Raw genomic sequence first — 18,709 nt, 5'->3', positions numbered from 1 at the left:
GGGCGCGGTGCGGCGAAGCGTCAGCGGGAGCGGTGCGCGGCGATGATCGCGGCGTAGCGGCGGCCGCTCGACTTCACCGTGCGGCGCTGGGTGGTGTAGTCGACGTGGACCAGGCCGAAGCGCTTGTCGTAGCCGTAGGCCCATTCGAAGTTGTCCAGCAGCGACCAGGCGTAGTAGCCGGCCACGGGCGCGCCGCGGCGGGCCGCGCGGGCGCAGGCGGCCAGATGGGCGGTGAGGTAGGCGGTGCGCTCCGGGTCGTGGACGATGCCGTCGGGGGCCACGGTGTCGGGGTACGAGGAGCCGTTCTCCGTGATGTGGACGCGCTGGGCCCCGTACTCCTCGTGCAGGCGCATGATCAGCGACTCCAGGCCGTCGGCGTCGACCTCCCAGTCCATGCCGGTGCGCGGGACGCCGGGCCGCTCGATCTGGCGGGCGAAGGGCGCGGGGCCGGCCGGGTCGTCGGTGACGACCTGCGGGAAGTAGTAGTTGAGGCCGGTCCAGTCGAGGGGGGCGGCGATGGCGGTGAGGTCGCCGGGGCGTTCGGGGAGGTCCACGCCGTAGACCTCGCGCATGTCGGCGGGGAAACCGCGGCCGTGGACGGGGTCGAGCCACCAGCGGTTGACGTGGCCGTCCATGCGGCGGGCGGCGGCGTGGTCGGCCTCGCCGCCGGTGGCCGGTTCGACGGTGGAGAGGTTGTTGACGATGCCGATCCGGGCGCCGGGGGCCGCGGCGCGGACGGCCTGGGTGGCGAGGCCGTGGCCGAGCAGCAGGTGGTAGGAGGCGCGGACGGCCGCGGTGAGGTCGGTCAGGCCGGGGGCCATCCTGCCCTCCAGGTGGCCGATCCACGCCGAGCACAGCGGCTCGTTCAGCGTGGCCCACTGGGTGACGCGGTCGCCGAGGCGTCCGGCCACGAGACCGGCGTACGCGGCGAAGTGCTCGGCGGTGGCACGCTCGGGCCAGCCCCCGCGGTCCTGGAGGGCCTGGGGCAGGTCCCAGTGGTAGAGGGTCACGTTGGGTTCGATGCCCGCGGCGAGCAGGCCGTCGATCAGCCGGTCGTAGAAGTCGAGGCCCTTGGCGTTGGCGGGGCCGTCGCCGCCGGGCACGACGCGCGGCCAGGCGACGGAGAGCCGGTAGGCGTTGGTGCCGAGCTGCCGCATCAGGCTGATGTCGCCCCGCCAGCGGTGGTAGTGGTCGCAGGCCGTGTCGCCGGTGTGGCCGCCGTCGACGGCGCCGGGGACGCGGGTGAAGGTGTCCCAGATGGAGGGGGACCGGCCGTCCTCGTCGACCGCGCCCTCGATCTGGTAGGCGGAGGTCGCGGTGCCCCAGGCGAAGTCGCGGGGCAGGGCGGCGAGGTCGATGTCGAGGGCGCGGTCGGCGGCCACGGCGTGCGGCCCGGTCGCGCGGAGACTTTCCGAAAGGGTCATTTGACGGCTCCTGCCGTGAGTCCGGCCACCAAGTACTTCTGCAGCAGCAGGAATCCGGCGACGACGGGGATGCTGACGACGAGCGAGGCGGCCATGATCTGGTTCCAGTAGACGTCGTTCTGCGTGGAGTAGCCCTGCAGTCCGACGGCGAGGGTTCGGGTGGTGTCGTTCGTCATGACGGATGCGAAGAGCACCTCGCCCCACGCGGTCATGAAGGCGTACACGGCGACGGCGACGATCCCGGGCACGGCGGCCGGGATCACGACCCGCAGCAGCGCGCCGAGCGGGCCGCAGCCGTCGACCGTGGCCGCTTCGTCGAGGTCGCGGGGCACCGAGTCGAAGTAGCCGATGAGCATCCAGATGGAGAAGGGAAGGGAGAAGGTGAGGTAAGTGAGGATGAGCCCGCCGCGGGAGCCGTAGAGCGCCACCCCGGTGCTGTTGCCGATGTTCACGAAGATCAGGAACAGCGGGAGGAGGAAGAGGATCCCCGGGAACATCTGGGTGGACAGCACGGTGACGGTGAAGAGGCGCTTGCCGCGGAAGCGGTAGCGGCTGACGGCGTACGCCGCGAAGACGGCGATGACCACGGAGCAGACGGTGGCGGTACCGGCCACGATCAGGGAGTTCACGAAGTACTCGGCGAGCGGGACGGTGTGCCAGATGTCGATGTAGGGACGGATGGTGAGCCCGCTGGGGATCCACCGGAACCGGCCCGCCACGTCCGCCAGCGGCTTGAGCGAGCTGGTGACCATCACGTAGACGGGCAGCAGCACGAAGCCGGAGAGCAGGGTCAGGAAGACGGCCCGGATCACCCGGAAGGACAGGGGCGGGTCGAGGGGACCGCGCGGCCTAGCGGGCATCGTCGTACCTCCGTCCGCGCGTGGTGACGAGCAGGTACACGGCGGTGACCAGCAGGAGGAAGAGCAGCAGGAGCACGGACATGGCCGATCCGGTGCCGAAGTTCCAGGTGACGAAGGACGACTGGTAGATGTGGACGGAGATCAGGTCGGCGGCCTCGGGGGCCGCCTTGCCGAACAGCACGAACGGCGTGTTGAAGTCGTTGAAGGTCCACAGGAACAGCACCAGGACCAGTACCTGGTTGACCGCGCCGACCGAGGGCAGGGTGATCCGGCGGATCTGCTGCCAGACGCCGGCGCCGTCCAGGGCCGCGGCCTCGTAGAGGTCCTTGGGGATGTTCTGGAGGGCGGCCGTCACGATGAGGAAGGCGAACGGCCAGCCCTTCCACACGGAGACGGTCAGCAGGGCCCAGAAGCTGTTGTCGCCGAGGAGCCAGAAGGTGTGTTCGGCGCCGCCGAGGCCCAGCTGGTCGTGGAGGACGTGGTTCACCAGGCCGTTGTCGCGCTGGAACATGAACGCCCAGGTGATGACGGCCGCGTAGACGGGCAGTGCGTACGGGACGAGGAAGAGGGCCCGCAGGACGCCGCGGCCGCGGAAGTCCTCCTGCGTGAACACGGCGGCGGCGGTTCCGAGCAGCCAGCACAGGCCGACGGAGAGCAGGGTGAACAGGCAGGTGGTGAGGAAGGAGCCGAGCAGGGCCGCCCCGACGGGGCGGTTGACGTCGACGGCGAGTTCGTAGTTGTCGAAGCCCGTCCAGGGGGCGCGGGACCAGTCCCGGATGAAGAACTGGGTGAGCTCCCGGAAGCTCATCAGGATGCCCATCACCATCGGGACGAGGTGGATGAGCAGTTCGAGCAGGAGGGCGGGCAGGAGCAGGAGGTAGGGCAGGGCACCGCGGCGCAGGCGGCCGGTGCGGCGTACGCGGACGGCGGGGCGGCGCGGCCGCCCGGGCCCGGCTGCGTCGGCCCCGGCCTGGGCGTCGGCTCCGGCACCGGCACCGGCGTCGGGTGGCGTCGTGGTGGGCGCGGAGGTCATCGGGCGCGGCTCAGTTCGGCATCTGCTGCTGGGCCTTGGTGAGCTTCGCCTTGACCGATTCGGTGGTCACCGGGCGGCCGGCCGCGGCATCGGCGAAGAGCTCCTTGATCGCGGTGCCGACCGTGGTCTCGAACTGCGATTCCTCGGGGACCTGAGGGAGCGGGGCGGCGCTGGTGGCGAGCGTGTCGCGGAGCACGGTGAGGTCCTCGGTGGCGAAGGCCGGGTCGGACTGGGCGGCCTTGACCGGCGGGACGGAACCGTAGGCCTTGTTGAGGATCTTCTGCTCCTCGTCGCCGGTCATGAACTTCACGAATTTCAGGGCGCCGTCGATGTTGTCGGTGTTCCTGAAGACGGCCAGGTTGATGCCGGCGACCATGGAGTTGGTGTTCGTCCCGGTGCCGGGGGTGCCGCCGGCGGGGACGGGGACGGGGGCCACGCCCCAGTCGCCCTCCTTCATGCCGTGTGCCTTGAAGCTGCTGGCGGCGCTCTGCCACAGGACCATGGCGGTCTTGCCGCCGGCGAAGTCCTGGAGGGACTGGTTCTTGTCGTACTCGGCGTTGCCGGGCGCGATGATCTTGTCCTTGGCCATCAGGTCGACGTACTGCTTGACGGCCTCGACGTTGGCGGGGGTGTCGAAGGCGGGCTTGCCGGCGGCGTCGAAGAACTCGGCCCCGTGCTGCTTGGAGAGCACGAAGGCCTGGTGGATGTTGTTGGCGAGGTTCGAACCCTCGGCGCCCAGCCCCCACTTGCCGTCCGCGGACAGCTTCCGGCCGGTGGTGACCATCTCGTCCCAGGTGGCCGGGGGCTTCTCGATGCCCGCCTCGCGGAACATCTTCTTGTTGTAGTAGAGCGCGTACGACATCGAGTAGAGCGGGACGGCGGCCGGGTCCTTGCCGGTGGCCCCGGCCGAGCCGATGGCGGACGCGACGAACCGGTCCTTGCCGCCGATCGCGGCGACGTTCCCGGCGTCCCAGGGGAGCAGGGCGCCGGTGGCCTGGAGGGAGGAGGACCAGGTGTTGCCGATGTTGAGGACGTCCGGGCCCTGCCCGGAGACGGTGGCGGCGAGGATCCGGTTGAGCAGGTCCGGCCAGGGGACGACTTCGAGCTTCACCTTGATGCCGGTCCGCTGCTCGAACTTCTTCAGCTCGGGACCGAGCACGGCCTGGTCCGCCGCGATGTCCGGGCCCTGGTTGGACGCCCAGTAGGTGAGCTCCTTGGGGGCGGTGTTGGACCCGCCCCCGCTGTCCGCGGATCCGCCGCCGCAGGCGGTGACCGAGGCGAGGAGGGAGACGGTGACGGCGGCTGCGGCTCTGGTTCTGCGCATGGCGGCTCGGTCCCTTTCAACGGAGTGAGAGGTCAGCGGAGTGAGAGGCGAAGGCCGACACGAGGTGCTCCGTCCAGGCCTTAATTCAGGACGTGAGTTAAGCCTCGCGAAAGGGTCGCGTCAAGGGGTGGCGCACCGGTATGTTGCGAGGGATGTCACTGCGGAAGGGGCCGGATGACCACGGGGCGTAGCGGACGAACGGTGCGGGATCTGCGGCGGGGCAACCGGAGCGCTGTGCTCCAACGGCTGTACTTCGGGGGGCCGATGAGCCGCCAGGAGCTCGGGCCCGCGACCGGGCTGAGCTCCGGATCCGTCAGCAACGTCGTCGGCGAACTCGTCGCGGACGGCCTCCTGGAGGAGGCCGGGATCGTCGACTCGGACGGCGGCCGCCCCCGCACCCTGCTGCGCGTGGCGCCCGGCAGCGCCCACATGATCGGCGTCGATGTCGGTGAAACCCGGGTCCGCGTCGAGCTGTTCGACCTGACGCTGACCGAACTGGCCCGCACCGAACTCCCGTTGCTGCCGCGCGGCTGCTACGACGTCGGCCCGATCGTCGACCACGTCAAGCAGGGCATCGCCACCGTGCTCGCCGAGGCCGGGGTCGGTACGGAGCGGTTGCTGGGCGTGGGTGTCGGAGTACCGGGCATCGTGGACCGGGAGGCGCCGGGCGGGGCCGTGGTGCACGGCCAGACCATCGGCTGGGACGCGGTCCCGCTGGAGGAACTGCTGCGCGCCACCGGGGCCCTGCCGGCGGAGGTCCCGTACATCATCGACAACGGGGCGCGGACCCTCGGCCAGGCGGAGATGTGGTTCGGCGCCGGGCGCGGCGCCCGGGACGCGGTGGTCGTGCTCTTCGGCTCGGGCGTCGGCGCGAGCCTGATCACCGACGGCTCGCCGGACGGCGGGACGACGCAGGGGACCCCGCTGGAGTGGGGCCACCTGACGGTCTCCGTTCGCGGCCGGCGCTGCCGGTGCGGGGCGCTGGGCTGCCTGGAGGCGTACACGGGGGCCGAGTCCCTGCTGGCCCGCTGGGCCGAGCGGGGCGGCGGGCCGGTGGACTCCGTGGACGAGGAGGAAGCCCTGTCGGCCCTGCTGGCCGCGGCCCGGGCAGGGGAGCCGGTGGCACGGGAGGTCCTGGAGGAGACCGCGGAGTACCTGGGCGCGGGCCTGTCGGACCTGATCAACCTGTTCCGGCCGGAGCGGATCCTGATCGGCGGCTGGGCCGGCCTGATGCTGGGCCCCCACATCCTCCCGGCGGTACGCGAGCACGCGACCCGGTACTCCCTGCGCCATCCGGCAGGACGGGTGACCGTGGGCCTGGGTTCCCTGGGCCCGGACGCCGTCACGGTCGGCGCGGCCACCCTCCCGCTCTCGGCCTTCTTCGCGACGGGCGGCCGCCGCGCGACCCCGGAACCCCACGCCGAACCCCCGGGCTGGCGCACGGCGCTGGAGGTCCGCAAAGGGTTGCCGTAAGACTCACAACAGCCCTAGGATCATTACATGTTGTGCATACGGCAGGCAGTGGAGGACGACGTCGCGGAGCTCGTACGCCTGCGGGCCCTGCTGTTCGAGACCCTCGGCGGCGACTTCTTCAATCCCGATGGCGGAGACGACTGGCGGGACCGCCTCGCCGCGGTACTGAAGGAGCAGATCACGGCGGGCACCGTGCGGATCCTCGTCGTGGACGGTGAGCACGGCCTCGCCGCCTGCGGCATCGGCACCGTCGAGCAACGACTGCCGAGCCCGCACCTGCGCAACGGCAGGATCGGCCATGTGATCGGCATGGTCACCGATCCGGCGTACCGGCGGCGCGGCCACAGCCGGATGATCATGCGGGGGCTGCTCGACTGGTTCAAGGAGCAGGAGGCCGCCCGGGTCGACCTGTACGCCTCTTCCGACGGTGAACCGCTCTACCGCTCACTCGGCTTCGCCGACCACCCCAACCCCTCGCTGTACCGGCGACCGTGACGGGCGAAGGGCGGGGGCACCGTCCGGCCCCTCGCCCACGCCCCGCCGGTCACTCGTACTCCGTACCGCCCTTCCGGGTCAGGTACGCCGGGCTCACCGCCTTGCCGATGGCGCGTCCGCCGACCACCGGGCTGTACCGCTCCACCGCCGGCCGGATGACGACTCCCTCGCGCAGGTGCACCCCACGCCCGGACACGGTCTCGCGCCCGGTCGCCAGCTCCAGCACCGTGTCGAGGTCGTACGGACCCTCGTACAGCCGCGGCACGAGCGGCAGCTCGCCCTCCAGCAGCACGGCCGCCGGGTCCAGCCACCGCACCTGCCCGTCGATCTCCGCGGACACGTCGAAGACGGCGTATCCGGGCGGCGTATCGGCGCTGCGTACGTTCGTCCCGTACCTCAGGTCCTGGACGCCCGCGCCGTACACCTCCCCGAAGATCCCGACGCGGCTCGCGCCGAGCCGGGCGGCCAGCCCGGCCGCGACGGCCGGCACGCCGTGCCCGCGCACGGCCCGCCAGTAGACGTTGCGCTCGTCCTCGCTCAGCGCGAGCCCCTTCGAGCCGAAGCCCTTGGAGGAGACCAACGCCCGCTCGCCCTCGACGACGTACGTGAACAGGCAGGCGGTGCCGTGCAGTTTCTCGGTGAGCACGACGGGCTCGCCGGGCTCGAAGAGGTGCGGGTAGCGCTGGAGGTTCTCGATGTCCACCCACGGCATCAGGTCCGGGGCGGACTCGACGTCGCCGTTCATCGTCGTCGGCACGGGCGGGGACCATTTGGTGATGCCGAGCGACTCCGCGAAGTCCGTGCCCTCCTCGGCCGCCAGCACCAGATCGACGTCGGCGAGCGCACGCGGCCGGCACACCAGCCCCTGCGAGAGCTCTCCGCGCAGCCGGACCGCCTTGACCCGGTCGGCGGAGCTCCCGGCGAGCCGCCCGGTCAGGCCGAGCTCCTCGATCAGCCCGGGCGGCAGGACGGCCTGCTCGGGTATGTACAGCGCGAACTCGCCCGTACGGTAGGCGCCCTTGGCGACGACCGCCCGGTACAGGCCCACCTGGGCCAGCTCCAACGCGTCGGCGTTCGGGTGCTCGTGGACGGTCAGCTCTTCGACGGTGACCCGCAGGGTAGACATGGGTGGGCTCCTCGGACGTGGCAGGGGTGATGGACATGGCCGTGGCCGAGGCCCACTTTCCCTCCCGCCATTTCCGCTGGTCCAGCGCTTATCAGGGTGTTAGCCTGCCGCGCCGATCGCCTCGGCCGCTCAGCCGCCGATGGGGAACTCCGCCTGGGTGGCGGGCCCGTAGACACCGGGCTGGTCGCCCTTGATGTCCCGGTCGCGCTGGAGCTGGGCGACACCGCGCCGGGTCTGGCTGTCGTAGACACCGGTCGTGGCGACGTACGTGAACCCCTGCCCGAAGAGCCGCTCCTGCAGGGCGCGCACACCGGGACCGCTGTCCCCCATGCGCAGCGTCCCGGACGACGACTGCACGGCCGAGGCGCTCGCCTGCGACCCCTCCTTCGGCGACCCGGGCGATGCCGACGGCGAGGCCGAAGCGCCGGCCGAAGCGGATGCCGAGGGCTTCGCGGACCGTACGGACGCGCTAGGCGACGGGGTGCCGTCCGGGCTGCGCGCCGGGAGCGCCGGCACGGTCAGCCCGAGCGGCGCCTCGGCCCGCGAGGGGGGCTCCGCCTCGTCGGGGCTCAGCAGGTGCACCAGACCGCCGGCCAAGCCGAGCACGAGCAGGGCGAGGGCCGCCGCCGGGAGCCGGCTGCCGCGGCCACGGTCGCGGTCGCGGTCGCGGTCGCGGTCGCGGTCACGGTCGCGGTCGCGGTCGCGGTTACCGTCGCGCCCGGCCGCGCGGTGTGAACGGGGCCCGGCGGGGGTGGCGTGGCGGGCGGCGGCCGCCTCCGGGAGCGGTTCGGGAACGTCGAAGGACAGCGGCGCGGGACCGGCCTGCGGCCACTGGGGCGTCGTCGACCGGGACGGGCCGTCCGAGGGCACCACATACGGGCGCATGAACAGGCTGTCATCGGGGACGAGTCCGCTCTCGTCGGGGTGGTGGGACACGGTTGCCGGTCAGGCTCTGCGACGCCGTGCGCCACCGGGTGCACGGAGCGCGGGAGAACCACCGGTCGTGGCCGGGTGGAGCGAGGAGCGGACCGATATGGACATCTTGGAGTCTCCGAGTGCAGCTCATGCGGTGGTTCTTGATCGGGCGCACTCTGTCCCCCCTGCGGGCCCCGGGTCAAGCCTGATGTCCGAACTATCCCTTCGGTCCGCTATCCCGGCGGCGGACCGACGTGACCCGGACGGTGCCCGCGGCCAGGAGCATCAGGACGGCTCCGCTGAGCGGGGCGGCCGGGGCCGATATTCCGTCGACCGCGAGGCCGCCGAGCAGCGCGCCCGCGGCTATGGCCAGGTTGAACATGGCGACCATCAGCGAGGAGGCCGCTTCGGCCGCGGCCGGAGCCGATGTGATCATCCACCTCTGCAGGCTCACCGAGACCCCGCCGTACACCAGCCCCCAGGCGAGCAACAGGGTGGTCCCCGCGACCGCTCCCGGGAGGACGGCGATCAACGCGAGGATCACGGTGAGGCAGGCGCTGACCGTGAGCAGCGTGCGGTACGCGTCGCGCGCCCCGGCCAGGAAGTTGCCCGCGACGCCCGCGACGCCGTAGCCGAGCAGGAGGGTGCTGACGTACCGGGCGTCGATGCCGGAGACGTCCTGCAGGATCGGCCGTACGAAGGTGTAGGCGGCGAACTGCCCGGTCACCACGAGGAAGGTGACGACGACACCGGCGCGGACCGCCCGGTTCTCGCGGAGCAGGGCGGCGAGTTCGGGGAAGGTGATGGAGCGGGTCGGCGGCAGCTGCGGCAGCAGCAGGAGCAGGGCGGCCAGGGTGACGAGACCGAGGGCGCCGACCGCCGCGAAGGCGGTGCGCCAGCCGCCGAGCTCGCCGAGCAGGGTCCCGGCGGGGACGCCGAGCACGGAGGCGGTGGGGACGCCGCCGAAGACGAGCGCGGTGGCCCGCGCGACGTGGTGCGCGGGGACCAGTCGTACGGCGAGCCCGCCCGCCACGGCCCAGAACCCGCCGACGCTCACTCCCACGAGCAGCCGGGCCGCGAGGACGACGGCGAAGTCCGGGGCGAAGGCGGCGGCGAGGTTGGCGGCGGCCATCAGGGCGATGAGCACGCAGAGCACGAGCCGCCGGTCGAGGCGGCCCGCGCCGACGGTGACGAGCGGCGCGCAGAACCCGGCGACCAGCCCGGGCACGGTGACCATCAGCCCCGCCGTCCCGTCGGACACGCCGAGGTCGGCGCCGACGGGTGTGAGGAGCCCGACGGGCAGCAGCTCGGAGGTGATCAGGCAGAAGATCCCGAGCGCGACGGCGCAGACGGCCGCCCAGCCCTTCCAGGCCGGCCCGGTACCGGAAGCGGGAGCGGAAGCGGAAGTGGAAGCGGAGGGAGCGGCGGGTGGACCGGACTCGGGGGTCGACGCGGGGTTGCCGGGCGCGGCGGCTGCGGTCATGTAGCGGTACTCCGTACGGGCTGATCGGCGGGCAGGACACAGCAGCGCGGGGCGCCGGGGGTCGCGCCTCCCCCATTGCCCGCACTGCCGTTCCAATTCCCCGCCCGCCCCGGTAATTCCCGGCCCGGCCGCTGGAGCGTGCCGATCAGGCGGATCGATTCCGCTTCGCGGCCGCCGTCACCCGGACGCGTGAGGCCTGGCCCCGGCCGGCCGGGGCGTACGGCAAGGTGGTCTGATGCAGTTACGCCGGGCCGTGCCCCTCTCCCTCCTCGCGCTCCTCGCGAGCGCCGGCTGTGTCTCCGTCGGCCCGCAGGCGTCGGCTCCGGTTCCGGCCCGTGGTTCCGTACCGCCCGCCGACGCTGCGGACGTGCCGCCGCCCGTGCCGCTGCCCCTCGGGGAGCTGCCCGCTGCCGCCGCGGACGCCCCTGACCCGAGCCCGGACCCGGACGCGAACCCGGAACCGTCGGCCGCGCGGCCCCGGGCCAAGACCTCCCGGCCGTCCGCCGGGCGGCCGCGCGCCGCCAAGCCCACGCATCCGCACCCCCGGCGGAAGCCGGCCCCGCCACCGCGCATGGACGAGCTGTGCGCGGCCGCGGAGGGCTCCGTACCGCCGTCCATCGTCGATCTGTGCCTGCGCCAGTACGGACACTGAGCCGGACGCCGCGATGCGAAGCTTGACCCTCCCCCCGTGTCAGGCCCTGCACTGGAGAGCGTCATGTTCACCATCGGAGACTTCGCCAAGCACGGCCGGGTATCGGTCCGCATGCTGCGTCACTACGACGCCCTCGGACTGCTGCGCCCGGCCCGTGTCGACCCCTTCACCGGCTACCGCTTCTACGAGGCCGGGCAGCTCGCCCGCCTCAACCGTGTGATCGCGCTCAAGGAACTCGGCTTCAGCCTCGACCAGGTGGGGACGATCCTCGACGAGCGGGTGGGTACGGAGGAGATGCGCGGCATGCTGCGGCTGCGCCAGGCGGAACTGGAGACCGCCATGGCCGCCGCGGCGGCCCGGCTGGTCCAGGTCGAGGCGAGGCTCCGGACCATCGAGAGCGAGGGTTCCGTGCCCGCCGACGACATAGTCGTGAAGAGCCTCCCGCCCGTCCGGCTCGCCGAACTGGCGGGGATCGCGGAGAGCTACGAACCGGAGGACATCACTCCGGTCATCGGCCCGCTGTACGAGGAGCTGTGCCGCCGCGTCGAGGAGGCCGGGGTGGTCCCGACCGGTCCCGGCCTCGCCTACTACGAGGACGCGCCCGGTGGGGAACCCGGCTCCGCGGTCCTCGTCCACGCCGGGCTGCCCGTGGCGGCGTCGGTCCGCGCCGAGGACCTGGGGGGCTGGGTACGGATCGTCACGCTGCCGGCGGTGGAGCGGGCGGCGACCGTGGTGCACCGGGGCTCGATGGACGGGGTGCTGCCGACGGCCCAGGCCCTGGCGCGCTGGATCGACGCGCACGGCCACCGCTCGGCCGGGTACGCCCGCGAGCTGTCCCTCGCCTGCCCGGAGGACCCGGACCAGTGGGTCACCGAACTCCAGGAGCCCCTCACCACGACGTCCTGACCTGGCGTCCTGACGTCCTGACGAGGACGGGAACCTCAGGCGCGGCGCCCGCACACGTGGGCGCAGCGCCGGGCCGTGTCCCGGCGGGCGGTGCGCAGCCGGTGCACGGTGCTGTGGCCGCGGCGCCGCCACTCGCCCCGGGGCAGCGCGGCCCGCTGGCCGCCGCCCGCGATCAGGGCGTTGACCGGGGTCATCGGGTCGGCGGCCATCGCCTTGGCGAACAGGACGCCGACCACGAGCGGGACCAGGGCCACGGCCAGGGCCGTACCGGCGGTGGTCACGTGCTGCATGCGCGGGCGGAAGGCGGCGCTGCGCGGGGCGTCGGAGGTCATGGCCTCATTCGACCAGGGGCGGCGCGGCCGGGAATCGGGGCGGATACTCAGGCCGTTGGGCCTCACGTACTCAGATGGGCGGGCGGAGTGGTAGGCGATGGAGGTATCCGGGCAGGGCTTCGAGGCCGCGACCGGCGACGGCCCTGACGTGCCTGGCGTGTCTGGCGTGCCTGGCGTGCCTGGCGTGCCTGGCGTGCCTGACGCGTCCGCTGCCGGGCGGGCGGCGGAGGTACGCACGGCGTACGAGGGGCTGCTCCAGATCCGTCGTCTGGTCAACGGCCCGGCAGGCGCGGCGGTTCCCGCGCCGTGGGAGGTACGGCAACTGCCGCGCGCGGTGGCCCTCGTACTGGAGGCGGCGGGGATCACGCCGTCGGCGCTGGACGCGGAGGGACGGCGTACGCGCACGGGCTATCGCGTGGCCGCCGGAACGGAGCCCGGGCGGGTGGAGGTGACCTGGCTCGGTCCCCCGGGCGGCGGCGCGGCCGGGGAGGAGCAGGAGCGGCTGACGGCCTGTGCGGCCGTGCTGGAACGCCTGGGGTGGGTGTGCCTGCTGTACCGGGGCGCGCGCCGGCGTCGCTTCCTGGAGGTGGAGCCTCCGCGCTGAAGAAATCCGGTGGCCGTCGCCGTCCCGTACGGGCACACTCGCCCGATGGGCATGCTCGACGCGCTGGCGGACCGCATCGGCCGGGGCGAGACCGTGGACTTCCGGCCGACCGGCGGATCCATGGCGCCCCTGATCCACAGCCGTCAACAGGTCCGGGTCGCGCCGGCCGACCCGGCGCTGGTCGAGGTCGGCGACATCGTCCTGGCCCGCGTCTCGGGGGCGGTGTACCTGCACCTGGTGTCGGCGGTGGACGCGCCCCGCCGACGTGTGCAGATCAGCAACAACCAAGGCCGCGTCAACGGCTGGACGAGCCATGACCGGGTGTTCGGCATCTGCCTGGCCGTGGACGACGTGCCCCGCGCGGGGGCGGCCGGCAAGGTCCGCCGGCCCGCGATCCGGCCCGTCGCGCTCGCCACCCACCGCCTCGACCTGCTCCCGCTGCACCCCGCGCACGCCGACGAGATGGCTCTCGTCCTGGCCGATCCCGCCCTGCACGCCTTCATCGGCGGCGCACCGCTGTCGCCCTACGCGCTCCGCGCCCGCTACGAACGGCTGGCGGCCGGCTCCCCCGACCCCGCGGTCGTCTGGGGCAACTGGGTGCTGCGGCTGCGCGAGCAGGGGCGGCTCGTGGGCACCGTCCAGGCCACGATCACCCCGGAGCGGGACCGGGCCGAACTGGCCTGGACCGTCGGCACCGCCTGGCAGGGCCGGGGTTTCGCCACAGAGGCCGCCCGGGCGCTCGCCGCCTGGCTGACGGAGCTCCCGGTCGGCCTTCTGGTCGCGCACGTGCACCCGGACCACTCCGCCTCGGCGGCGGTCGCCGCGGCCTGCGGGCTGCGCGCGACCCCGTACCGCCAGGACGGCGAGGTCCGCTGGGAGTCCGGCGGCAGCGGCGGCCCCGGCTCAGGGTGAGCAGGAAGACGTCTGCCCCACTGTTCTAGGCACCGTACGCAGGGTCACGGCGGTGTCTTCGCGCACCCTCGCCCAGTGCGCGTCGAAGTGGCCCCGGTCGCAGGTGGAAGGGGCGGGTGTCAGCGGTAGCGGGCGGCGAGCGCGGCGACCGTGCCGGCGAGGGCCGAGCGCAGTTCGGGCGGGCCGAGGACCTCGGCCTCCGTGCCCAGCCGGAGGAGGTCGCCGACCGCGACGGCCTCGGACTCCACGGGGAGCCGGATCCGTACCCAGCCCTCCGCGTCGGCGGGACCGGCATCGGCGAGCGCCCGTACGCCCGCCGCGCCGAACTGCATCGGCAGCAGCCGCTGCCCCCGGGGCGAGAGCCGCAGCTCGGCGGTCTGCTGGTGGAGCGCGGCGTCCAGGCGGCGGGTGGACTCCCGCCAGTACGCGGCGAGTTCGAATCCGGCGGGCCGCTCGAAGGCGTCGGCCGCGGTGTCCACCGCCAGGAACCGGGAGACCCGGTACGTCCGAACGGAGTCCACGGAGTCCGCTGAGTCCGCGGCCCGGGCCACGAGGTACCAGATGCCGCCCTTGAGGACGAGGCCGAGCGGATGCAGCGCGCGGTGCACCTCGCCGCCCCAGCGGCGGTAGTGGGTGTGCAGGACCCGCTGGTCCCAGACGGCCTGGGCGATCCGCGCGAGGTGCGGGACGGGGTCGGCGTCCCGGAACCAGGCGGGCGCGTCGAGGTGGAAACGGTCCTGGATCATCCTCGCCCGGCCAGCGAGCGCGGCGGGGAGCGCGGCCTGGAGCTTCAGCTGGGCGGCGGCCAGCTCGGCGCCGAGGCCGAGTTCCCGCGCGGGGCCGGGGGCGCCGGCGAGGAAGAGGGAGCCGGCCTGGGCGTCGGTGAGGCCGGTGAGGCGGGTGCGGTAGCCGTCCGCCAGCCGGTACCCGCCGGCCGGACCCCGATCGGCGAGGACGGGGACTCCGGAGGTGCCGAGGGCTTCGACGTCGCGGTAGACGGTACGGACGGACACCTCCAGCTCTTCGGCGAGTTCGGGCGCGGTCATCCGGCCGCGGTTCTGCAGGAGCAGGAGCAGGGAGAGAAGCCGATCGGCGCGCATGGCACTCATTGTCGCCGTACCTGACAGGAGGTGTCAGGTACGGCTGTCAGCCTGTGGGCACAGACCGATGAACGGCTCGGGCGGGATGAACCGTCCGGGTCCCGCCGAGAGGATCACCATGCCCACGCCCGTAGAGACCGGCGGCCGTTTCACCTTCGCCGACTGGCAGGAGCGTCCCGTCGGCCCCGCGGAGGCCACCCCACGCCTCGCCCACGCCGAGGTCGTCAACTCCTTCACCGGCGGGGTCGAGGCGGACCGGACCACCTGCGCGTACACGATCGCCTACACCGGGGAGAACGTCGGCACGTACACCGGCATGGAACTGCTCTCCGGCAGCGTCGACGGCCGCAAGGGCACCTTCGTACTGGAGGAGCGCGGCAGTTTCGACCCGGCCGGCACCGTCTGCCGCTTCGAGGTGGTGCCGGGCTCCGGCACCGGCGATCTCGCCGGACTGACGGGATCCGGCGGATTCACCTTCCGGCACGGCGACGCCTCCGTGGAGTACACCTTCACGTACGACATCGCCTGAGTCCCGGGGCGCGCCGCCGCGACCAGGCGTGCGTGGGGGCGCGGACCGCAACGGCCCGCGCCCCCCGCCTGCCCGCCTGCCCGCCTGCCCGGCTGCCCCTACCTCACGGCGCGCCGAAGGTCAGCGTCAGCTGCGGGGTGCCCTCGTTGGCCTGCGCCTCCGAGGACCACAGCCACAGCGCGTCCGTACCGCCGCTGCTCAGGGCCAGGCTGTAGCCGGTGCCGAGGGCCGCGGCGAGGGTCTGGGTGTTCAGCGCGGTGGTGTGCACCGCCGAGCCGTCCGGGACCCCCGCGAAGGCACCGAGGGCCGGACCGCCCAGGCCGGGGCGGTTGTTGTACGTCGTCCCTCCCTCGGTCCACGACCCGGTGACCGGGACGACCGAGACGGTGTCCGCCGTACCGGCGCCGCTCATCGTGCTCGTCTTCACGCTGAGGGTCGCCGACTTCAGCACCGTGCCCGCGGGAGCGGCGGGCAGGTTGAAGCGGAGGTAGCTCGCGTAGAACGAGGTGCCGCGCACGGCGAGCGAGCTCGAGGTGCCGTAGTTGGTGTCGGGCGCGCCCGCGTTGGCGTAGGTGTCCTCCGCGGCGGTCACCTGGACCACCGAGTCGGCCGGGGCGGTGGCGAGGGCGTAGTGGTTCTGCACCTGCGCCGCGCTCAGGACGGTCGGGTAGACGGCGGTCTCGTCGAGCAGGCCCGCCCAGTACTCGCTGGTCGGGCGGTCGGGCCAGCCGCCGAGGCTGTCGCCGCCGGCGTGCCAGTAGCCCGAGAAGTTCTCGTGGGTGGTGACGTTCAGAGTGCCCTTCTGGGCGCCGTCCACGTAGAGGGTCATCCCGCCGGGGCCCTGGGTGGCGACGACGTGGCGCCACTTGTCGTCGTTGTACGCGGCGCTGGTGGTGACGGTGCGGGTCGCGCCGGTGTAGACCCCGTAGACCAGTCGGCCGTCATTGGTCATGTAGATGTGCTTGTCGTACTGATTGCTGCCGCGGGACTGGTTGTTCCCGAAGCCGAAGAGCTTGCCGCCGCGGGTGGTGTTCGTCCTGAACCAGGTCTCGATGGTGTACGTGGCTCCCACCGTCTGGCGCTTGTCCCCGTACACCTGGGTGTCCGTGCCGTTGAAGCCGATCGCCGTGCTCGCGCCGGAGACCGCACCGGGGGTCTGGCGCAGGGCGGGGGCGTTCAGGTGCACACCGCTCTGGTTGCCACCGTCCGAGGAGTCGGCGACGAAGGGCAGGGCGGACTCGTCGTAGCGCCAGAACTGCTGGGCTCCGTCGGTGCGGACCTGGTTCGGGTAGCCGTCCACCGAGGTCGGGACCGTCACACTCGCGGTGCCCGACAGGGCGCTGGTGTTGCCCGCCGCGTCGGTCGCCGTCACCCGGTACGCGTACGACTGGCCCGGCGTGACGGTGGTGTCGGTCCAGGAGGCCTGCGGGCGCCGGAAGAACAGCGAGTCCGCGGTGACCGTGGCGACCGGCGTGGCCGCGCCGTTGCGGTAGATCTTGTAGGTCAGCGCGCTGTCGTCGAGGTCGAGGCTGGTGCGCCAGCGCACCTGGGCCTCGCCGGGCTTGAAGCTGACCGCGCTCGCGACGGGCACGGTGGGCGCGCCCGTGTCCCCGGTGGAGGCGAACCGCGTCAGGCTCTGCTGCGCCGCGCCGTTGACGGTGGTGAACTCGCCGCCGACCCACAGGTACTGGACGCCGCCCTTGGAGCCGACCGTCATCACCCGCGGGCCGATGCCCTCGCCGATGCCGTCGTTGGTGTCGGGGGCCCAGCCCAGCTTGCCCGTGCCGCTGGTGGGCTGGGCGAGCAGGTGGTGGCGCTGCCCGTCGGGGAACTCGCCGACGCTGGAGCAGTCGTGGGCGTGCGAAGCGCTGTAGAGCACGCTCTGGTACGGCAGTACGGCCTGCGTGGCGCCGAGGCAGGTGTCGCGCCAGCGCTGGTTGAAGTCGCCGAGGTTGAGCGCGATCCGGCCGTCGAACACGCCGCCGCCCGTTCCCTCGTTGGCGGTGTAGAAGCCGGTCGCGTCGGTCGCGATGTCCTTGACGACCGAGTTGGTCTCGATGAAGCCCGGGTAGGACTTGGTGAGCGCGCCGCTCGTCGCGTTCACGACGGCCAGCGCGTGCGTGTTCGTACCGTTGACGGTGAAGAAGTCGCCGCCGAGCACCACGCTGTTGCCGTCCGGGGTGACCTCGACGGCGCGCCCGGGTTCGTCGGCGTCGGCGGTGAAGGGCTTGAGGGCGCCGTCGGCCGCGGCGACGGCGGCGAAGCGCTCGCGCTGCTGGCCGGCGACGCTGAGGAAGTCACCGCCCGCGTAGACGGTGTCGCCGGTGACGGCGAGGGCCCGTACGGTGGCCGCGAAGGCCGGCCGGAACGCGGGCTTGACCGTGCAGCTCGCCACGTCGATGGCGGCGAGGCTGGAGACGGGGGTGCCGTTGACGGCGCCGAAGTAGCCGCCCGCGTACAGGGTCTGCTTGTCGGGCGAGAGGGTGAGCGCGCGGACGGTGGCGGTGCCGCCGCCGACGGTGAAGGACAGCTTGCAGGAGGTCGGGGCGCCGGTCGCGGCGTCGAGCGCCGCGAAGTTCACCGCCGGCTCCTCGCTGCCGGCGCCGCCCTCGGGCGGGCGTACGGCGGAGAAGGTGCCTCCGACGAAGACCTTGCCTCCCGCTTCGGCGAGGGCCCAGACCACGCCGTTGGGCTGCCAGGTCGACAGCGCGTCGGCGGTGAAGGCGACGGGCGGGGTGACGGCCACCGCCTGCTGGACGAGGCCGAGGCCCATGCCCGCGCCGGTTCCGGCCAAGGACAGGGCGAGAGCGGCCGCCAGCCCTCTGGATCTACGCATGAACCCCCCAGTTCGTGTGCGGTGTGGCCGTATGGGGCGCGGCCGGGTGAGCCATGGCCGGAAACCGCCGAACAGCCGTCCGCAGCCATGCGTACGGGCGCACCTTAGGGCGAATCTCCGCTCGGTTCATCCCACTTGACGCATCGGATGCCGAATCGCACCGCTCCCGTGTGCCTCCGGCCGGTCGGCCGGTGTCAGGCCCTCGACAGGGGGCGGCAGAGCGGGGCGGCCCGCTCACGCAGGGTCACCCTGGCGAAACCGCCCCGCGCGGCGCCGCGCCCCTCTACCGTTCCCTGAGGGGACGGGCACGGCACCGGAGGATGGGGCGGGATGGACGAAGAAGAGGACATGCGGCTGGCGGGGATGACGCCGGAGATCTCCCGCCGCACGCTCGCCATGCTGCGCGGCCTCGCGGGCCTCGAACCGCCGGAGCAGGTGCCGGAGGACGCGATGGTCGTCGCCGACGCGATCCTGGCCGACTACGGCACCGACGGGCTCCGTGTCCTGGCGATGACCCTGTCGGCCTGGGCGACGGCGCAGATCGAGAACGTCGCCGAGCTCAGCGGCCGCAGCAACGAGGCGGTGCTGGACGCCATGGAGCTGGCCTGCCTGGAGGCGAACGCCGACGAATAGGGGGCCTCCGGGACGGGCGGGGCGGGCCGGGACCGGACGGACGGGGCCGGCCCGGAAAAGCACCGGCCGTCG

General features: G+C 73.0%; 18 protein-coding genes. 8 read left to right on the top strand and 10 right to left on the bottom strand.

Annotation, left to right across the window (positions count from 1 at the left end):
- Window positions 1-20: 20 nt before the first annotated feature.
- From ACGFYQ_RS19970 to ACGFYQ_RS19955, 4 genes are read right to left on the bottom strand one after another with little or no spacing between them, the layout of a single operon-like run.
- On the bottom strand, window positions 21-1,424 hold the full coding sequence (locus ACGFYQ_RS19970) for a GH1 family beta-glucosidase (RefSeq protein ID WP_393745584.1): 1,404 nt from the start codon (window positions 1,422-1,424) through the stop codon (window positions 21-23).
- Entirely contained in the window at window positions 1,421-2,284 is an 864-nt protein-coding gene (locus ACGFYQ_RS19965) for a carbohydrate ABC transporter permease (RefSeq protein WP_393745582.1), read from the bottom strand. The genes ACGFYQ_RS19970 and ACGFYQ_RS19965 overlap by 4 nt, the downstream gene beginning before the upstream one ends.
- Complete coding sequence (locus ACGFYQ_RS19960) at window positions 2,274-3,317, bottom strand: carbohydrate ABC transporter permease (protein WP_393745580.1); 1,044 nt, start codon at window positions 3,315-3,317, stop codon at window positions 2,274-2,276. The genes ACGFYQ_RS19965 and ACGFYQ_RS19960 overlap by 11 nt, the downstream gene beginning before the upstream one ends.
- A gap of 10 nt (window positions 3,318-3,327) precedes the next feature.
- Complete coding sequence (locus tag ACGFYQ_RS19955; protein WP_393745578.1) at window positions 3,328-4,641, bottom strand: ABC transporter substrate-binding protein; 1,314 nt, start codon at window positions 4,639-4,641, stop codon at window positions 3,328-3,330.
- Between the two features lie 174 nt (window positions 4,642-4,815).
- Between ACGFYQ_RS19955 and ACGFYQ_RS19950 the strand changes: the two genes are divergently transcribed.
- Both ACGFYQ_RS19950 and ACGFYQ_RS19945 read left to right on the top strand, forming a co-directional pair.
- Entirely contained in the window at window positions 4,816-6,114 is a 1,299-nt protein-coding gene (locus ACGFYQ_RS19950; RefSeq protein WP_393745576.1) for an ROK family protein, read from the top strand.
- A 27-nt stretch (window positions 6,115-6,141) separates the two neighbouring features.
- Window positions 6,142-6,609 (top strand): GNAT family N-acetyltransferase, encoded by a 468-nt coding sequence (locus ACGFYQ_RS19945; protein WP_393745574.1) that lies wholly within the window; start codon window positions 6,142-6,144, stop codon window positions 6,607-6,609.
- A 49-nt stretch (window positions 6,610-6,658) separates the two neighbouring features.
- Here the strand turns inward: ACGFYQ_RS19945 and ACGFYQ_RS19940 are convergent, their stop codons facing one another.
- The 3 genes from ACGFYQ_RS19940 to ACGFYQ_RS19930 form a co-directional block, all read right to left on the bottom strand.
- Complete coding sequence (locus tag ACGFYQ_RS19940; RefSeq protein WP_393745572.1) at window positions 6,659-7,735, bottom strand: RNA ligase (ATP); 1,077 nt, start codon at window positions 7,733-7,735, stop codon at window positions 6,659-6,661.
- A gap of 129 nt (window positions 7,736-7,864) precedes the next feature.
- On the bottom strand, window positions 7,865-8,671 hold the full coding sequence (locus ACGFYQ_RS19935; protein ID WP_393745570.1) for a peptidoglycan-binding protein: 807 nt from the start codon (window positions 8,669-8,671) through the stop codon (window positions 7,865-7,867).
- A gap of 196 nt (window positions 8,672-8,867) precedes the next feature.
- Window positions 8,868-10,133 (bottom strand): MFS transporter, encoded by a 1,266-nt coding sequence (locus ACGFYQ_RS19930; protein ID WP_393745568.1) that lies wholly within the window; start codon window positions 10,131-10,133, stop codon window positions 8,868-8,870.
- A 235-nt stretch (window positions 10,134-10,368) separates the two neighbouring features.
- On the opposite strand from ACGFYQ_RS19930, the gene ACGFYQ_RS19925 reads away from it, so the two are divergent.
- Window positions 10,369-10,785: a hypothetical protein gene (locus ACGFYQ_RS19925; protein ID WP_393745566.1), complete on the top strand. Its 417-nt coding sequence runs from the start codon at window positions 10,369-10,371 to the stop codon at window positions 10,783-10,785.
- A gap of 63 nt (window positions 10,786-10,848) precedes the next feature.
- On the top strand, window positions 10,849-11,691 hold the full coding sequence (locus ACGFYQ_RS19920) for a MerR family transcriptional regulator (protein WP_393745564.1): 843 nt from the start codon (window positions 10,849-10,851) through the stop codon (window positions 11,689-11,691).
- Window positions 11,692-11,726: 35 nt separating this feature from the next.
- Here ACGFYQ_RS19920 and ACGFYQ_RS19915 read toward each other — a convergent pair whose 3' ends face one another.
- Window positions 11,727-12,023, bottom strand: coding sequence for a hypothetical protein (locus ACGFYQ_RS19915; RefSeq protein WP_393745562.1), 297 nt, complete (start codon window positions 12,021-12,023; stop codon window positions 11,727-11,729).
- Between the two features lie 193 nt (window positions 12,024-12,216).
- On the opposite strand from ACGFYQ_RS19915, the gene ACGFYQ_RS19910 reads away from it, so the two are divergent.
- Together ACGFYQ_RS19910 and ACGFYQ_RS19905 are read left to right on the top strand one after the other, a co-directional pair.
- Window positions 12,217-12,627: a hypothetical protein gene (locus tag ACGFYQ_RS19910; RefSeq protein WP_393745560.1), complete on the top strand. Its 411-nt coding sequence runs from the start codon at window positions 12,217-12,219 to the stop codon at window positions 12,625-12,627.
- 393 nt (window positions 12,628-13,020) lie between these two features.
- The gene (locus tag ACGFYQ_RS19905; protein ID WP_393745919.1) at window positions 13,021-13,539 is read left to right on the top strand and encodes a GNAT family N-acetyltransferase; all 519 of its coding nucleotides are present in this window, start codon (window positions 13,021-13,023) and stop codon (window positions 13,537-13,539) included.
- Window positions 13,540-13,658: 119 nt separating this feature from the next.
- On the opposite strand, the gene ACGFYQ_RS19900 is transcribed toward ACGFYQ_RS19905, so the two are convergent.
- Window positions 13,659-14,639, bottom strand: coding sequence for a helix-turn-helix transcriptional regulator (locus ACGFYQ_RS19900; RefSeq protein ID WP_393745558.1), 981 nt, complete (start codon window positions 14,637-14,639; stop codon window positions 13,659-13,661).
- A gap of 118 nt (window positions 14,640-14,757) precedes the next feature.
- On the opposite strand from ACGFYQ_RS19900, the gene ACGFYQ_RS19895 reads away from it, so the two are divergent.
- Entirely contained in the window at window positions 14,758-15,168 is a 411-nt protein-coding gene (locus ACGFYQ_RS19895; RefSeq protein WP_393745556.1) for a DUF3224 domain-containing protein, read from the top strand.
- 103 nt (window positions 15,169-15,271) lie between these two features.
- Here the strand turns inward: ACGFYQ_RS19895 and ACGFYQ_RS19890 are convergent, their stop codons facing one another.
- Window positions 15,272-18,004, bottom strand: coding sequence for a DNRLRE domain-containing protein (locus ACGFYQ_RS19890; protein ID WP_393745554.1), 2,733 nt, complete (start codon window positions 18,002-18,004; stop codon window positions 15,272-15,274).
- 330 nt (window positions 18,005-18,334) lie between these two features.
- On the opposite strand from ACGFYQ_RS19890, the gene ACGFYQ_RS19885 reads away from it, so the two are divergent.
- Complete coding sequence (locus tag ACGFYQ_RS19885; RefSeq protein ID WP_362393387.1) at window positions 18,335-18,637, top strand: hypothetical protein; 303 nt, start codon at window positions 18,335-18,337, stop codon at window positions 18,635-18,637.
- The last annotated feature ends 72 nt before the right edge of the window (window positions 18,638-18,709 follow it).

The sequence above is a fragment of the Streptomyces sp. NPDC048258 genome, assembly GCF_043201995.1.
GTDB lineage: Bacteria > Actinomycetota > Actinomycetes > Streptomycetales > Streptomycetaceae > Streptomyces.
The sequence above is the reverse complement of the archived record's forward strand: the minus strand, read 5'-3'. Positions and strand labels throughout refer to the sequence as shown.

What these genes read in the sequence shown, in the direction of transcription:
- ACGFYQ_RS19970 (WP_393745584.1), bottom strand. Translation starts at nt 1,424, where the DNA reads ATGACCCTTTCGGAAAGTCTCCGCGCGACCGGGCCGCACGCCGTGGCC.
- ACGFYQ_RS19965 (WP_393745582.1), bottom strand. Translation starts at nt 2,284, where the DNA reads ATGCCCGCTAGGCCGCGCGGTCCCCTCGACCCGCCCCTGTCCTTCCGG.
- ACGFYQ_RS19960 (WP_393745580.1), bottom strand. Translation starts at nt 3,317, where the DNA reads ATGACCTCCGCGCCCACCACGACGCCACCCGACGCCGGTGCCGGTGCC.
- ACGFYQ_RS19955 (WP_393745578.1), bottom strand. Translation starts at nt 4,641, where the DNA reads ATGCGCAGAACCAGAGCCGCAGCCGCCGTCACCGTCTCCCTCCTCGCC.
- ACGFYQ_RS19950 (WP_393745576.1), top strand. Translation starts at nt 4,816, where the DNA reads ATGACCACGGGGCGTAGCGGACGAACGGTGCGGGATCTGCGGCGGGGC.
- ACGFYQ_RS19945 (WP_393745574.1), top strand. Translation starts at nt 6,142, where the DNA reads ATGTTGTGCATACGGCAGGCAGTGGAGGACGACGTCGCGGAGCTCGTA.
- ACGFYQ_RS19940 (WP_393745572.1), bottom strand. Translation starts at nt 7,735, where the DNA reads ATGTCTACCCTGCGGGTCACCGTCGAAGAGCTGACCGTCCACGAGCAC.
- ACGFYQ_RS19930 (WP_393745568.1), bottom strand. Translation starts at nt 10,133, where the DNA reads ATGACCGCAGCCGCCGCGCCCGGCAACCCCGCGTCGACCCCCGAGTCC.
- ACGFYQ_RS19925 (WP_393745566.1), top strand. Translation starts at nt 10,369, where the DNA reads ATGCAGTTACGCCGGGCCGTGCCCCTCTCCCTCCTCGCGCTCCTCGCG.
- ACGFYQ_RS19920 (WP_393745564.1), top strand. Translation starts at nt 10,849, where the DNA reads ATGTTCACCATCGGAGACTTCGCCAAGCACGGCCGGGTATCGGTCCGC.
- ACGFYQ_RS19915 (WP_393745562.1), bottom strand. Translation starts at nt 12,023, where the DNA reads ATGACCTCCGACGCCCCGCGCAGCGCCGCCTTCCGCCCGCGCATGCAG.
- ACGFYQ_RS19900 (WP_393745558.1), bottom strand. Translation starts at nt 14,639, where the DNA reads ATGCGCGCCGATCGGCTTCTCTCCCTGCTCCTGCTCCTGCAGAACCGC.
- ACGFYQ_RS19895 (WP_393745556.1), top strand. Translation starts at nt 14,758, where the DNA reads ATGCCCACGCCCGTAGAGACCGGCGGCCGTTTCACCTTCGCCGACTGG.
- ACGFYQ_RS19890 (WP_393745554.1), bottom strand. Translation starts at nt 18,004, where the DNA reads ATGCGTAGATCCAGAGGGCTGGCGGCCGCTCTCGCCCTGTCCTTGGCC.
- ACGFYQ_RS19885 (WP_362393387.1), top strand. Translation starts at nt 18,335, where the DNA reads ATGGACGAAGAAGAGGACATGCGGCTGGCGGGGATGACGCCGGAGATC.